General features: G+C 38.6%; 15 protein-coding genes. 7 read left to right on the top strand and 8 right to left on the bottom strand.

The window, feature by feature from the left end:
* Nucleotides 1-207 precede the first annotated feature (207 nt).
* Both BP621_RS12995 and BP621_RS12990 read left to right on the top strand, forming a co-directional pair.
* A complete protein-coding gene (locus tag BP621_RS12995; protein ID WP_292390639.1) occupies nucleotides 208-1212 on the top strand; it encodes a chromosome segregation ATPase in 1005 nt (334 codons plus the stop codon).
* A 575-nt stretch (nucleotides 1213-1787) separates the two neighbouring features.
* Nucleotides 1788-2057: a hypothetical protein gene (locus BP621_RS12990; RefSeq protein ID WP_292390638.1), complete on the top strand. Its 270-nt coding sequence runs from the start codon at nucleotides 1788-1790 to the stop codon at nucleotides 2055-2057.
* 35 nt (nucleotides 2058-2092) lie between these two features.
* On the opposite strand, the gene BP621_RS12985 is transcribed toward BP621_RS12990, so the two are convergent.
* Nucleotides 2093-2419 carry a phasin family protein gene (locus BP621_RS12985; protein WP_292390636.1) on the bottom strand — a complete coding sequence of 109 codons (327 nt, stop codon included), beginning with the start codon at nucleotides 2417-2419 and terminating at the stop codon, nucleotides 2093-2095.
* 613 nt (nucleotides 2420-3032) lie between these two features.
* Here BP621_RS12985 and BP621_RS12980 point away from each other — a divergent pair.
* Both BP621_RS12980 and BP621_RS12975 read left to right on the top strand, forming a co-directional pair.
* The gene (locus tag BP621_RS12980) at nucleotides 3033-3332 is read left to right on the top strand and encodes an Hsp20/alpha crystallin family protein (protein WP_292390635.1); all 300 of its coding nucleotides are present in this window, start codon (nucleotides 3033-3035) and stop codon (nucleotides 3330-3332) included.
* A 174-nt stretch (nucleotides 3333-3506) separates the two neighbouring features.
* Nucleotides 3507-4055, top strand: a complete 549-nt coding sequence (locus tag BP621_RS12975) for a rubrerythrin family protein (protein ID WP_292390633.1) — start codon at nucleotides 3507-3509, stop codon at nucleotides 4053-4055.
* A gap of 260 nt (nucleotides 4056-4315) precedes the next feature.
* Here the strand turns inward: BP621_RS12975 and BP621_RS12970 are convergent, their stop codons facing one another.
* The 4 genes from BP621_RS12970 to BP621_RS12955 form a co-directional block, all read right to left on the bottom strand.
* The gene (locus BP621_RS12970) at nucleotides 4316-4579 is read right to left on the bottom strand and encodes a hypothetical protein (protein ID WP_292390630.1); all 264 of its coding nucleotides are present in this window, start codon (nucleotides 4577-4579) and stop codon (nucleotides 4316-4318) included.
* Nucleotides 4580-4669: 90 nt separating this feature from the next.
* Nucleotides 4670-7537 (bottom strand): heavy metal translocating P-type ATPase, encoded by a 2868-nt coding sequence (locus BP621_RS12965; RefSeq protein WP_292390629.1) that lies wholly within the window; start codon nucleotides 7535-7537, stop codon nucleotides 4670-4672.
* A gap of 283 nt (nucleotides 7538-7820) precedes the next feature.
* A complete protein-coding gene (locus tag BP621_RS12960) occupies nucleotides 7821-8027 on the bottom strand; it encodes a heavy-metal-associated domain-containing protein (RefSeq protein ID WP_292390626.1) in 207 nt (68 codons plus the stop codon).
* Between the two features lie 386 nt (nucleotides 8028-8413).
* A complete protein-coding gene (locus BP621_RS12955) occupies nucleotides 8414-8743 on the bottom strand; it encodes a flavin reductase family protein (RefSeq protein ID WP_394339308.1) in 330 nt (109 codons plus the stop codon).
* On the opposite strand from BP621_RS12955, the gene BP621_RS17125 reads away from it, so the two are divergent.
* The gene (locus BP621_RS17125; protein ID WP_349682082.1) at nucleotides 8727-9044 is read left to right on the top strand and encodes a helix-turn-helix domain-containing protein; all 318 of its coding nucleotides are present in this window, start codon (nucleotides 8727-8729) and stop codon (nucleotides 9042-9044) included. The genes BP621_RS12955 and BP621_RS17125 overlap by 17 nt on opposite strands.
* Before the next feature lie 329 nt (nucleotides 9045-9373).
* On the opposite strand, the gene BP621_RS12945 is transcribed toward BP621_RS17125, so the two are convergent.
* The 3 genes from BP621_RS12945 to BP621_RS12935 all read right to left on the bottom strand — a co-directional run bounded on the left by BP621_RS12945 (nucleotide 9374) and on the right by BP621_RS12935 (nucleotide 11173).
* On the bottom strand, nucleotides 9374-9622 hold the full coding sequence (locus tag BP621_RS12945) for a heavy-metal-associated domain-containing protein (RefSeq protein ID WP_292390621.1): 249 nt from the start codon (nucleotides 9620-9622) through the stop codon (nucleotides 9374-9376).
* 104 nt (nucleotides 9623-9726) lie between these two features.
* Entirely contained in the window at nucleotides 9727-9933 is a 207-nt protein-coding gene (locus BP621_RS12940; protein WP_292390620.1) for a heavy-metal-associated domain-containing protein, read from the bottom strand.
* Nucleotides 9934-10219: 286 nt separating this feature from the next.
* Nucleotides 10220-11173 (bottom strand): 2-hydroxyacid dehydrogenase, encoded by a 954-nt coding sequence (locus tag BP621_RS12935; RefSeq protein ID WP_292390617.1) that lies wholly within the window; start codon nucleotides 11171-11173, stop codon nucleotides 10220-10222.
* A 729-nt stretch (nucleotides 11174-11902) separates the two neighbouring features.
* Here BP621_RS12935 and BP621_RS12930 point away from each other — a divergent pair.
* Together BP621_RS12930 and BP621_RS12925 are read left to right on the top strand one after the other, a co-directional pair.
* Nucleotides 11903-13264 carry a PKD domain-containing protein gene (locus BP621_RS12930; protein ID WP_292390615.1) on the top strand — a complete coding sequence of 454 codons (1362 nt, stop codon included), beginning with the start codon at nucleotides 11903-11905 and terminating at the stop codon, nucleotides 13262-13264.
* Between the two features lie 358 nt (nucleotides 13265-13622).
* The coding region (locus BP621_RS12925; protein WP_292390613.1) for an MBL fold metallo-hydrolase at nucleotides 13623-14403 on the top strand (781 nt) is incomplete at its 3' end.

The raw sequence follows: 14403 nt of genomic DNA, 5'->3' as shown, positions 1-14403 counted from the left end.
GCATAAATCTTTTACTTTTCTTGATAGAGTACTTTTCTTGATAGAAAAGGCAAAAATAAAATCATATTAAAGCTTTGTCAAGGAGTCAAGCATTGCATCAAGCTTGAAAGCTTATATCTGCCTGTTAATGAGATCAATTCCGAAAAGAATAATTATATTTACCTAATCCATATAACATTGCAATAACTTACAAAGGGAGGCAGTCAGATGAAAAAATCAAGAATTATTCAAGATCTGGCTTGTTTTACAATCATATTAACCTTGCTCAGTTTACTACCAGGAAGCTCCCTCGCTACCAGAGACTCTTCTGAACATGGAAATGGCAATCAGAACCAGTATATGCGTGAAGATACCCTCGGTTCGTACAATGAAACTGACAACGTGAGTGATGCCAGCAGTTCTAAATCCGATGTGAAAGAAGAGCAGAAGAATTTCAGCACAAAAAACCAAAATAAAGTATCCGAATACAAAGAGGAAAGAAAACAATTCGAGGAAGAACTCCAGTTTCATAAGCAAGAGTACAATGAAGCAAAAGGAGATTTTCTCAAAATAAGGAACCGTATTCGGGCAAAAGAACTTGACCCTAACTCCGAAGAAGCTCTAAATGCCACAAAGTTCTACCTTAAATCAAGTATTGATTATATGATAGCTCACCTTTCAAATGTAGAGAGCAATATGGCATCCTCAAACGGGAATAGAACCGGCGAAAAAGTTATTGCCATAGATGAAGAGATAAAATTGCTTGAAGTTGAGAAGGCAAACGTTGCTAATGCGTCAAGCCAGAAAGAACTTTTGGTCGTGGTTAGGTCCGTACGTGGAATATGGAATAATGCCGAGAAAATCAGCCTTTCAGGCGCAGGGCAGATTGTAAGCGAGAAAATTGGAGAATTTCTTGAAAAATCCGAAAACCTCTCTGAAAGACTTGAAGTAAAAGTCAAGGATCTGAAAGAGGCCGGCGTTGATACAGCTGAACTTGAGATCAAACTTGCCAGTTACACTTCTTATATTAAATCCGCACAGGAGAAGAAATTAATGGCAGATTCCCTATACAGTGGTGAGAATGTAACCCGGGAAGATATGCAAACTGCGAATAATTACCTTCGTCAGTCCCTCAATGATATTAATAAAGCTAACAAGTTGCTAAGAGAAATTTTCGGCGAGCTCAAAAATTACGAAACAGAAATGGGTAACGGAACTGAGGCTAAAAACTAATAGAATCTAGTGCTTCGATTCCAAAGTCAATTCCTTATTTTCTGGAAAAGTCCGTGATCTTCGGATCTACTCAAAAATCGATTTTTATGAATCTACTTCAGAATCTCAGTACTAGGTAAAAAGCAGCCTGAAAACTACAATCAATACTGAAAGAAGCCATCCCAAAACCAACTTTATTCTCAAATAAATGAGAATTCCATAATTATTTTCATGATCCGGAACTCAATTGATTAATCCAAATTCAAAATTCCGGAAAGTAATTTTGAGTTTTGGGAATAGCTCTAAATATAGCAGACGTAGTCAATATTTAAATACAATAGTGTTTGTATCTAAATGTAACGCTGTTAATTTTAAATTTAACATCACTAATGTTAAAGGCAACATCGTTAATATTAAGTTTAGTGTAATTAATAACCAAAAATAACGCTTTTAATTCTAAATGTAACCCCCAATAATTAAGGGATTGTAAATGTTATCCCTGTAAAAGAATTAAGGTTTCTAATAAAGAGTCTAGCTCAGGGGATGAGACTGGAAAATATATTGAAATAAAAATTACAGAATTCAGGAGGTAGAAAATGGTTAAATTCGTTCACCTGCTTGTACTGTCAGCTTTAATTATCTGGCTTGCAGTATCCGGTTGTGTCGGGAATAGTACATCTGAAATAGAGAAGTCAGGAGTAAACTCAAACGCCGTCGGGGCAGGGAATGGGGCACCAGCTACAGATATGAATATGGAACTTACACAGGCAGAATTCCAGGAGGTTGATACTGATATGGCAGATCTTGAAGACTTGCTTAAAGAGGCAAGTCCTGAAGAAGAGATAGAAATTGAAGAGTTAAAATGAAAGGAAAGAAGTGAAAAGCTACTAAAAAACCGTTTTCACTTAAAAAACATTTTTTCTTTGTTTTTGATTCTTTGAATTTCTTCTTCCAGCGTTTCTATTCTGGACTCAAGTTCATGCATATCTTTTTTTGTAAAGGCGTCGGTTTTTGAAATTGATTCCTGGATTTTCTCAGAGATTTTCTTTTCAAGATCAAGTTTCTGTTTTTTTCGTTCTTCAAGCATATCCTGAATAGCTTTTTTGCCTTCTTCCTTACTGATGTCTCCTTTATCAACAAGCTCCTTTACAAGTTCATTTATCTTATCTTCGGTTATTGCCCAAAGGCCGGCTCCTATAAGCCCGATTTTTCTGACGGATTCCCTCATGTATAAACACTCGCTTTTAAATTATCAATCTGGAAAAAGCTTCTATGAAATAATTTTACATGAAAATAGCAATTGATATGATCTCCAGGGATGTATTAAAAGTTCCCTACCTTAGAAAATATAATATAACCTGGTCTTGTTTGAGATGTCTTGTTTGAGATGTCTTGTTTGAGATGTCTTGTGCGATCTACTTTATATGACAGTTTTCAGTCTCGATCCGCACTATATGACAGTTTTCTATTCTTACATTATTTGTCTGTGTTTTATATAAATGTTTTCTGAGCATATATTATCGGGCTTCTGACCTTATGTAGTCTGTATTTGAAATCTCTTCAAATACAGATTTTCAGAAGAATAGGATTCTCAATAAGGAAATTAAATAGACCGAGGTTCCTTCCCAATTAATTTGCACTTGTCTCCGGTCAAAACCCAGAAGAAAAGGAGCAACTAAACGCCACTTTGTTTGTATTAGTTTGAACTTGAATCCAGTCAAAATCCCGAAAACAGGCGCGATCAAACGCTACTACATTTACATGTTTAACGTTAACAAATTACTTAACCGAATGAAAATATATAAATATATTAATTAATAATGTTCTTTGGGGGTAATTCTATGGCAGACACTTTAAAAGTCTCACCATCTATATGTGCATATCCTGACGACAAATACGAAAATCTTGAAGTTGAGGTAATTCTACCTGGAGTGGACAAGAAAGATATTTCTTTTAAGATTACCGAAGACGGTTTTTACGTAAAAGCCACCAAGGAAGGGGTTGAATATGCGGACAGTTACGCAGTCTGTTGCCCGGTAGTTCCGGAAAAGGCTGTGGCTAGGTACTCAAACGGTATACTTAAAGTCACAGTACCTTATCAGCAGCCTTTTGAAAATGCAGTGGAAGTCAAAATCGAGTAAGGTAACCTGGACTCACGCAGTTGAACCGTAAAACCAGTAACATTAAACTTCAAGAGCATAAACCTTAACTGGTTTAAATAAGGATCTTCTTGAGAGACCTTCTCGTACTTGATTTTTTCCTCAACTGCGTAAGTCCTAGTACAAAAACTCAGTCTCACTAAAAGAGGTTTTCAAATGAAGAAGATGACAGAACAACACCTTATCAACGCATTCGGAGGAGAAAGTCAGGCACATATGAGATATCTACATTTTGGAAATCAGGCCGAAAAAGAAAAATATAATAATGTAGCCCGCTTATTTCATGCAATTGCTCATGCGGAATATATACATGCAGGAGACCATTACCGGGAGTTAAGACATCTTGATGGAGGATTTGTCGCAAACAGCATGGCAGCTTTTGGCCCTGGAAATTCCGTGAAGAATCTTAAACTGGCCATTGCTGGCGAGACGTTTGAAATTGAGGAAATGTATCCTGTATACATTGAAGTAGCAAAATTCCAGGGAGAAAAAGGCGCACAAAGAAGTTTTGAATGGTCATATGCCAGTGAGAAACTGCATAAACAGCTTTTCGAGAGAGCATTAGAGAGGGTAAATTCAGGAAAAGACATTGATCTTGGTCCTATCCAGGTTTGCGAGGTATGCGGATATACCCTTGAAGGAGAAGCACCCGACAGGTGTCCCGTATGCAATGCATTAAAAGACAAATTTACTGCATTTAAATAAGTTACTGATAAGCGTTTATCCTGTATTGGTTAATTCCGGTGAGGGTATTGGTCAATTTTAATCAGGCAAGTTTCTTTAACGCAGGATAAGTATAACTTCTTAAGAGCTAGCTGTTTGTACCAGTGTATGACTTCTTAAGAGATCGCTTCCTGTACCAGTTTTCTTACTGGAAGTGCGTACGTTCCGGAATAAGTTCTGTTTTCATCTTCCATACTGGGAATCATCGATTCTGGAACCTAAAACCGCACTCCCAAAAATAATTAATTTGGGATTCCATTATTCGTCTCCCTGTTTTCAACCCAATCTGCAACTCTGGGCCAGAGCGACAGTGAGATTATCATGGAAATCACGAAAACAAAAATCGAACCTGCAGCCATGTCTACATGGGTGTAGGCCGTTTCTCCTCTTGAGATATTGGTTAAAAGAGCTCCGGAAAGGAAAAGGATATCAAGCACTATCGAAGTGGCAAGACTTAGAAGAAGTACTACTTTTGGCCTGTTATCTGTGGAACCGAATTTTACCATATAACTCTCCTATTTTAACTCTCCTGTTTAGTTATTCTATTAAATTTTTCTTTTTTAAATCTTAAAACTGAAGCAGTCTGCGCCGTTTGCTCAAAGCTTGCTTCTTTTCATTAGCAGGGAATTGGTAGTCACTGAGACCGAACTGAGTGCCATAAAAGCGGCAGCAAGTTCAGGTGTAATCAGGATCCTGTGAACAAAGGGATAAAGAATGCCGGCTGCAATTGGGATTCCTATCGTGTTATATCCAAAAGCCCATATGAGATTCTCCTTGATTTTGCGGATAGTAAGCCGACTTAGCTTAAGGGCTGCAACAACATCTCTTAAGTCATTTTTAATGAGGACAATTTTTGCAGATTCCATTGCCACGTCAGTACCCGCTCCCATTGCAATTCCCACATCCGACTGAATCAACGCAGGAGCGTCATTAATGCCATCTCCCACCATCCCAACAAGCTTACCTTCGTCCTGAAGTTTCTTAACTTCATTTGCTTTATCTTCAGGCAACACTTCGGCAAGTACTCTAGAAATACCTACTTCTTTTGCTATTGCACCGGCAGTAACAGCGTTATCTCCAGTTATCATAACTATTTCAATGCCCATTTTCTTTAGGGTTTCAATTGCCTCTTTAGAGTTTTCTTTAAGAGTATCGGCAACTGCAACAATACCTATGATTTCATCCCCGTAAGCCACAAGCATTGCAGTTTTCCCATTTTCCTCAAATTCGCTCATTTTAGTTTCCAGTTCCTTGAAAGAAATTCTGTTTTCTTCCATTAGTTTGCGGGTGCCTAGTAAAACTCTTTTTTCTTCAAGCTGAGCTTCTATTCCTTTTCCAGGAATGGAACGGAAATTTACTGCCTTTCCAAAGCTGATTTTCCTGTCCTCAGCCCCTTTTACAATAGCTTCTCCAAGAGGATGTTCAGACCCTCTTTCAGCTGTCGCTGCAATAAAGAGTAACTCTTTTTCCTCATGACCTGAAACTGCAAACGCATCTGTAAGCTTTGGAGCGCCCTCCGTAAGAGTTCCTGTTTTGTCAAAAACTATGGTATCAAGTTTATGCGCCATTTCAAGGGCTTCTCCTCCTTTTATAAGGATTCCGTTTTCTGCGCCTCTACCAGTGCCAACCATAATAGCTGCAGGAGTTGCAAGCCCAACTGCACATGGACAGGAGATTACGAGGATAGTAATAGATATGAGCAGTGAAAAGAGGAAAGGACTAATTCCTCCATAAAGGGCGGATTCCCCTACTCCATAGAGCCAGAAACCTATGAAAAACCAGAAAAAGAAAGACAAAAGGGCAAGAATATGAACAGACACTATGAAGTTACCAGCAAAAACGTCTGCAACCCTCTGTATTGGAGCTTTGGTGGTTTGTGCAGTCTCCACAAGCCTGATTATCTGAGCAAGGGCAGTATCACCTCCAACCTTTGTAGCCCTGAACCTGAAAGATCCCGTTTTGTTCAGGGTAGATCCGATGACTGTATCACCTGGGCTTTTCTCCACAGGAATGCTCTCTCCAGTGAGCATAGACTCGTCTACTGCCGAACTGCCTTCCACAACAACTCCGTCAACAGGAATCTTTTCTCCGGGCCGAACAACAACAGTATCACCAACTGTTACTTCTTCTACAGGAACCTCTTTTTCTACGCCGTTTACAATGATTCTTGATGTTTTTGCCTTGAGCCCCATTAGTTTTCGGATGGCTTCGGAAGTCCGGCCTCGTGCTCTAACCTCAAGGTATCTCCCAAGGACAATGAAAAGTATGAGCAAAGCTACAGTGTCGTAGTATAGAGTATCATATCCCGGTCCCATATCAAAAAATGTAGATGCAACGCTGATCAAATAAGCTGCTCCAGTTCCTCCGGCAATTAGTAAATCCATATCAGTTACGCCGTGTCTGAAACCTTTGAAAGTCCCGACAAAAAATTGTCTTCCTGGAAAAAGAAGGATAAGAGTAGACAATATAAAAAGTACGACCGGATCTGTGAGGAAATGAGGAGTAAATGTCATGAGGAAAGGAAACGCCATACTCATATTCCCGAGAGCTACAGGAATCCCCAGTACAAAAGCAATTATCAGGTTATTCCTCTGCCTCCTTATTTCAGCGTCTCTGGATATTTGTTCTCTGTCCTCATACTCAACAGCTTCAGTTTTAACAGATGCCCCATAGCCTATTCCCTGAACTGTATAAACTATTTCTCTGACAGAAATCCGGGCTGAATCAAATTCTACAACTGCTTTTTCAAGCGGGAAATTTACTGAAGCTGAAATCACACCTTCTGTTTTATTAAGAACTTTTTCAATATTTGCAGCACAGGAGGCACAACTCATTCCTTCAAGATTGAGTGTAATCTTATCCTTTTCGACCTTGTATCCGATAGATTCAATGGCGTCTTCAATGTCTTTTGGGGAAATAAGCGAGGGATCAAAACCAACTTTAGCCCTTCCAAGTTCAAGGTTAACGACTACTGAGTGCACACCTGCTTTTTTCTTCAGTACTCTCTCAATATTTGAGGCGCAGGCCGAACAGGTCATGCCGGAAACTCCAAGCGTGATTTCTTTTCTTCCTGTTTTCGGGCCTGAGATTCTTGGTTCCTTTTCTGGCAGTTCGCACGTTTCAGTCAGGGGACAGGTTTGAGGAGCCCCTTCAGGTTCCTTTGATCCCTCTAAAATCGGCTCCGCAGTTTTTGAAGTTGCCCCTTCGATCTCTGTTATGTCGGGAATTTCTGTCCCAGCCTCTTCCTGAGCTTCTTTTTCGCTTTCTGTTGAGTATCCTGCCTTCCGAATAGCTAACTTTATATCATCCAGGCTTACTTTTTCAGAATCAAAGCTAACCGTCGTACTTTCTGATTCAAGGTTTACATCAACGGATTCTACCCCCTCAAGAGACGAAATTGTATCCGCTACTCTTTTTTGGCAGTGACCACAGGTCATGTCATAAACTTTTATAGTAACTTCCATCGGATCTGCCGCCTTATTCAGATTTTTCAGGACCTCTCGGCGTTTAAAATATTCTTCCTAGCTCTTCTACAGTTTTATATTCAGTTTTAGCAGGGTCATCTATATGACATATGCATCAGTTATCCGGCTGTTATAGGCTACATTTACGGTTCTTTCAGGAACATTGATATTAGGAATATTGATATTTACTCTGGAAACCCCGTTTATCTATCTGTAAAAGCTTGTACTTTTAGTATAATAATCTTTGAAACCATTAAGAGATATTACTAACGCGAGACTGCATTTAAACGGGTTCATATCCGGCTTCCCTGACCGCATCTTTGACCTTTTCGAGATTTGCCTTCCCTTCTTCATAATCAACAGTTACCTGTTTGGTCTGAAGGTTTACGTCCGCCTTCTGTACACCTTCCACAGCTTCGACTGCTTTTTTAACCCTCATCTGACAGTGCATACAGGACATGCCTTCAACTTTGATAGTTTCTTGAGTCATATATTCTCTCTCCAACTATAAGCATAAAACTTTTTTAATATAAAATCAAGCTATTGAACCTCGAATTTCCAAGTTTTAAAATCATATATCTGATTCTACGAATTTCTCACGCTGAATCATTATGGTTTCAAAACTAGCTCCTTGGGTTCCGGGGCTTAAACTAAGCATATAATTAGCTATCAATAGAAATCAATGTACCGGAGAACGTTGTTTTCTCAGTTAAACTGTGCAGTACTAACTGAGAAAACAATAATGACTGAGAAAACAATAATGACTGAGAAAACAATAATGACTGAGAAAACAATAATAATATTAGATTCTCAGCAGTTTAAAACACGAGCTTTTTGAATTCGTGTTTTTTCTAATTCATTATAATCTTCCGCTGTTTACTTACACTCTTGCCTCTTCTCTTTTTTATACATCAAGGCTAGCGGATCTTTACCACTCTCAAACATAGCTCCATAAGGCTCGAACTTACCAATATCGTTAACAGTACAGAAATGCATCCCCTTATCTGATCCTATCATCATTAATGGTTTAGCTTTTTCCAAATCCCAGGAACCGCTTTCTTTGTTATATATACTATCTTCCACCTCAAGATACACTACTTTACCAAGAATCAATGCGTAAGGAAAGCCATTGTATACTTCTTCAAGGGTATGATCTAGTTTACATTCCATCCATGCATAGCATTCTTCAATTCCTGGTGTCCTGATCTTTTTTGAGGGCTTTTCCTTTAGACCAGGTAATTCGAATTCATCAACATCGGGGGGACATGTAAGGCCGTTTGTATCATTTTATCCACCATACCTGTTAAAAGAGCTCCAAAAAGAAGGCCTGATCCAAAGAGAAGCATTTCCCGAGATACCTCAGAGGGTTGAATACTTTTTGACAGACGATGGAAAAGAGCTTTGTGAAGCAGTAATTCCTTTAATACAATGGTCAGAAAAACGGGGTAATCCGCATCATGAACTTTGTTATTCCACCTGCAAAAACACGATTTTTCCCTCAAAATGACTGTATGTATGAAAGAGAAAATATAACTGCTTGATTATATGGATGGTGTCTTTCAGAAACCATATTCTTCTTAAATTTAAAATCCCTTCAAAATTCAATTTGTTTAAAAGTTCCTTTAAGACTCCATCTGTTTAAGAACCCTTTCAAAACTTAATTCGTTTAAAAATTTCTTTAAAGTCCGTTTAGAACTTAAGCAGTTTTCACTTCATCAAGAGAAAAAATAGCATCCGCTATTCTTTTATGGCAATAAACGCAGGTCATGCCGTAGATTCTAATAGTAACTTCCATCGGATCTGCGGCTATCCAGATTTTTCAGGACTGCTCGGCGTTTAAAACATTCTTCCGGGCTCTTCTACGGTTTTATAGCCAGCTTTAAGCAAGGTCATCTGTATGACATACGCATCAGTTATCCGGCTGTCATAGGCCACATTTACGGTTCTTTCAGGAATATTGATGTTTACTCTGGAAACCCCGTTGATAGAGGTAACGAGTCTTGTAACCATATCCCTGCAGTACCTACATACCAGATCGTCTACTATAAATGTTGTCTCCCCTATATGTTCACCCCCGTAGCACAATTGTATTTCTCAAACAGGCACATCACCCATATGTAAAAACTTGTACCTTTTACTATATATTCTTTGAAACCAGTACCAGATATTGTTTGCGTGAGATTATTATATTAAACGGGCTCATACCCGCTTTCCCTAACTGCAGCCTTGACCTTTTCGAGATTTGCCTTCCCTTCTTCATAATCAACAGTTACCTGTTTGGTCTGAAGGTTTACGTCCACCCTCTGTACACCTTCTACAGCTTCAACTGCCTTTTTAACTCTCAACTGGCAGTGCATACAGGACATGCCTTCAACTTTGATAGTTTCTTGAGTCATGTTTTCGATCTCCGTATAGCTTTACATAATAATTTAACATATAATTAACATAATAATTTTCTGAAATCCTGTAGGATTGAATAGATTGAATAAGAATATGTCCGGTTTGCCACAAATTCTTTACGTAATTCAGGTTAATGAGACTGAGTTTCTCATTACACTAGATATTGGTAGAATGGAATAAATTAAGAAATTTTTGAATTCCCTTAAGACATTTTTTGAAAAGGTTGTGACCACGATACTAATAGGGGGTTTTCGCTCAGGGGGTTTTCGCTCAAGCCTTTTTTTAAAAGGCTTGCGATTTCACCACGTTCTGGGGTTCACCCTTAGTAAACATCTCCACGTTCTCAACAGTCATGTAAGTACACTCATCTAAAGATTCTTCAGACAGGAAGGCAATATGCGGGGTCAGCACCACATTATTCATCTCTAACAGAGGACTATCCATAGGTAGCGGCTCCTTTTCAAAGACATCAAGCCCTGCTCCAGCGATTTTTTCTTCCTTTAGAGCTTTTATCAGAGCAGCTTCATCGACCACTTTTCCCCTTGCGGTATTGATCAGTATGGCGGTAGGCTTCATTTTTGCCAGTTCTCGCGCGCCTATCATATGCTCAGTTTCGGGCGTCAGTGGCACGTGTAGTGTAACTATATCACTCTCCGAGAGCAGAGTGTCCAGGTCCACGAACTTTATCCCCAGAGCTTTTGTCCTCTCGGGGCTTGGGTGAGCCGTAACAGAGAGTATGTTCATATTGAATCCATGTGCAATTTGTATCACTCGCTTACCTATTTCGCCTGTCCCGAGCACGCCTAAGGTCTTGCTCATGAGCTGGTTTCCCACATAGTACTTCCAACCGAATAATCCCTTTCGCAGATTCATATCCGCGAGATGGATTTTTCGTAGAAGGTTGAGAGATAAGGCAAAAACAAACTCCGCTACCGAGTCAAAGGCATAACTGGGAACGTTTGATACGATTACTCCGTACTCGGTGGCTGCCTCCAGATCCACATTGTCGAAGCCGGTCTGCCACAGGGAAATCATCTTTAGCCTGGGAGCAGAGCTTATGGCCCTGGCGTTAACGCCGTATCTTCCCACTATTACAACGTCTGCATCCTTTATTCTCTCAACGAACTCGTCATGAGATGCAGGCACATTGTCGTATATTTTCAGTTCACCCAACGTCTCGAGCCGCTTTACATACTCTTCCGTAAGGAATATTGGATCTGCTACTACTATCTTCATACGCCCCCCGAAACTCCAAATTCTACCTGGAATTCTATTAAAATTCCCTATATTGTAAGCTGAAAACTAGTATAATTATCTATATTGTTTACCTCAAGAATTTTCTACGGCTTGAAAAAATATTCTAATTTTCATAATAAAATGAAAACTGTTACTCACATATACACTAAGTCAGGGCAATCTTCAAGCAAGAATTATCATATAGCGTATTATATTTCTTAATATATAATAATGTTTATTACAACGGGAGCGCAGAGGGTCACGAATACCCCGTTCTTTAGATTGGGGATGAAGTGAACCCTCGCCTCTTCGTATATCTATTTGAATATCTAAACTATAGCTTCCTTTTATATAGACAGTAAATCGGATAGGAAGCCGAGGTAAAAATATCAATCACTTACCAGATAACTGTATCGAAAAACAAAGGTTACTTTCAAAAAATCGTATTACAGGGTAACGTGAAGGAGTATTTACTTCAATACGACATAATTATGCTTATTTGAGTAATTAGACCGTTATGACGGCATATGTTTGAGACTCTTCTTTTAATATTAACAAATTTTTTATTTTTAAGTATATTTGATTTTATAAAGTTTATATTAGACATAAATTTATAATATATTAAATTTTTATAAATGCTAGAGTTAAAAAAACAAAATATAAATACTAGTATTAAAACTTGATTTTTGGAGCCAAAGCTCCCGTATTAAAAATAAGAGATGGGAAATATTGAATGAAACAAAGACTCTGTGTAAAATAAGTTTTGTCTCAATAGCTCTAATCTTGCTTTTGGTATCTACGGCATTAGCAGCTACTGACAATAATACTGGAAACGTCACCATAAATACTGGAAACGTCACTATAAAAGACAATTACGCTCCGTCTACAGCGCTGGCAACTGCAGAGAAAATCGCCTCGCTTCAGACTACTGAAACTAAGATAAGTACCAGTGAATCAGCATACAATTCGGCTATCTATGGTAATAAGATAATATGGTATGATGGACGCAGTGGAAACTACAATATTTATATGTACGATCTTTCTACTAAAAAGGAAACTCAGATAAGTGCCAGTGGAGACGCAGGGAAACCTGCTATATACGGCAATAAAATAGTATGGTCAGAGTATCGCGACGAAAACTGGAATATCTACATGTATGATCTTTCCACTAAAAAGGAAACTCAGATTACAACCAGCAGCGGGTACGCATCCGATCCTGCCATTTACGGTAACAAGATAGTATGGCAGGATGGACGCAATGCAAGCCTTGATATTTATATGTATGATCTTTCCACAAAAAAGGAAACTCAAATAACCAGCAGTCCAGATGATCAGAGATATCCTGCTATCTATGGTAACAAGATAGTATGGGAGGATGATGGTGGACAGGATGACGGTTGGGTAAATCATGGTATCTATATGTATGATATTTCCACCAAGAAGAAAATGAAAATTAGCTCGAAAGGATCAGTATACCATCCTGCCATTTACGGTAACAGGATAGTATGGGAGGATCAACGCAGTGGAAACGCTGATATTTACATGTATGATCTATCCACTAAAAAGGAAACTCAGATAACCAGCAGTCCAGATGATCAGAGATATCCTGCTATCTATGGTAACAGGATAGTATGGGAGGATGATGGTGGAGATGACGACGGTGGGGTAAATCATGGTATCTATATGTATGATATTTCCACTAATCAAAAAATGAAAATCAGCGCCAATGGATCAGCTTACTATCCTGCTATTTACGGTAACAACATAGTATGGCAATATGGTTCTGGTCCTTATGAATACGGCGACATTTATATGGCTACTGTTGAAGTACCACAGCCAAAACTGCCTGTTGCTGCATTCTCAGCTTCCCCAAGGTCTGGAAAAGTCCCACTAAAGGTTCAGTTTACCGACAAGAGTGCCAATAGTCCAACTTCATGGAAGTGGAGTTTCGGAGATCGAACTTATTCAACAGCCAAGAACCCTGTACATAAATACAGTAAAGCAGGAAAATATACTGTTAGCTTAACAGTAAAGAATGCTAAGGGAAGTAATACCAAAACTATGTCTAATTATATAACAGTAAAAAAGTAAGTAAAAACTAAATTAGAAAGGTAAAAAGACTAAACATAAAGAGGAGTGGGGATCTTTTTATTTTATGCCTTGTGTGATAAGATGACAACAGAAGAAGAATAAGTTGAGATAATAAAGCAGGCTTTTTTTGAATATGCGAAAGAGAACGAGCTTTCAGCTTTTGATACTTCTAACTATTTTGCAAGACAAATCTTGCCTGAGACATCATTCTTTCTGAAAAGAAAAGTAATAGATGACCTGATAGAATATGGGAATATGGTAGCAGATAGTGGGAAATGGATTATTAGAAACATGGATTCTATAGCTTTTGGGTAGGCTTAATGCAACTTTCTAATATCTACAAATTCTATTTATTATTATGAAATCTTCCCAAATTCTTGTCATCGTTTTTTGCTTATTTTTAGTACTTGTTGCAGCCGGCTGTACTGAGTATAAAACAAATTCTTCAGAAAATACACACGCAACAGAACAACCTACTCCAACTGCTCAAGCATCAACAGAAAAAACAACAACTCAAAATGCCAGTATTCCATCAGGTCAAAATCTAACTGTCCATTTCCTAGATGTTGGACAGGGAGATTCGATTCTGATTAAATACGGAAATAAATCCATGTTAATTGATGCAGGAGAAAGCGACAAGGGAGAAGTAGTGTCAGATTACTTGCATAACCAAGGAATTTCCACGCTGGATTATGTAGTCGCAACACATCCTCATTCTGATCATATTGGTGGCATGAATGATGTTCTCAATAACTTCAAGGTTGATCATTTTATTGATAGCGGATATCCTTACACTTCCAAAACATATGAGAACATGCTGACCACTATTGATAAGAAGAATATTCCCTTTGAAACCCCTAAAAGAGGAGACAAGATTAATTTCGCATCAGGTATTGATGTTGAAGTTCTAAATCCCGGTACTTCTTATTACTCTGATGATCTTAACCAGAACTCCATAATTCTCAAAGTAACAGATGGAAAGGTATCATTTCTACTCATGGGTGATGCTGGTTTAGAAGCAGAGAATGATATAATGAAAGCAGGTTACAATGTTGATGCTGACATTTTGAAGGTGGGACACCATGGCAGCAGTACAGCAAGTGGAGCCTCCTTTATCTCGGCTGTGAGCCCCGACATAA

Origin of the sequence: Methanosarcina sp. UBA5 (genome assembly GCF_002505485.1) — an archaeon.
GTDB lineage: Archaea > Halobacteriota > Methanosarcinia > Methanosarcinales > Methanosarcinaceae > Methanosarcina.
The sequence above is the reverse complement of the archived record's forward strand: the minus strand, read 5'-3'. Positions and strand labels throughout refer to the sequence as shown.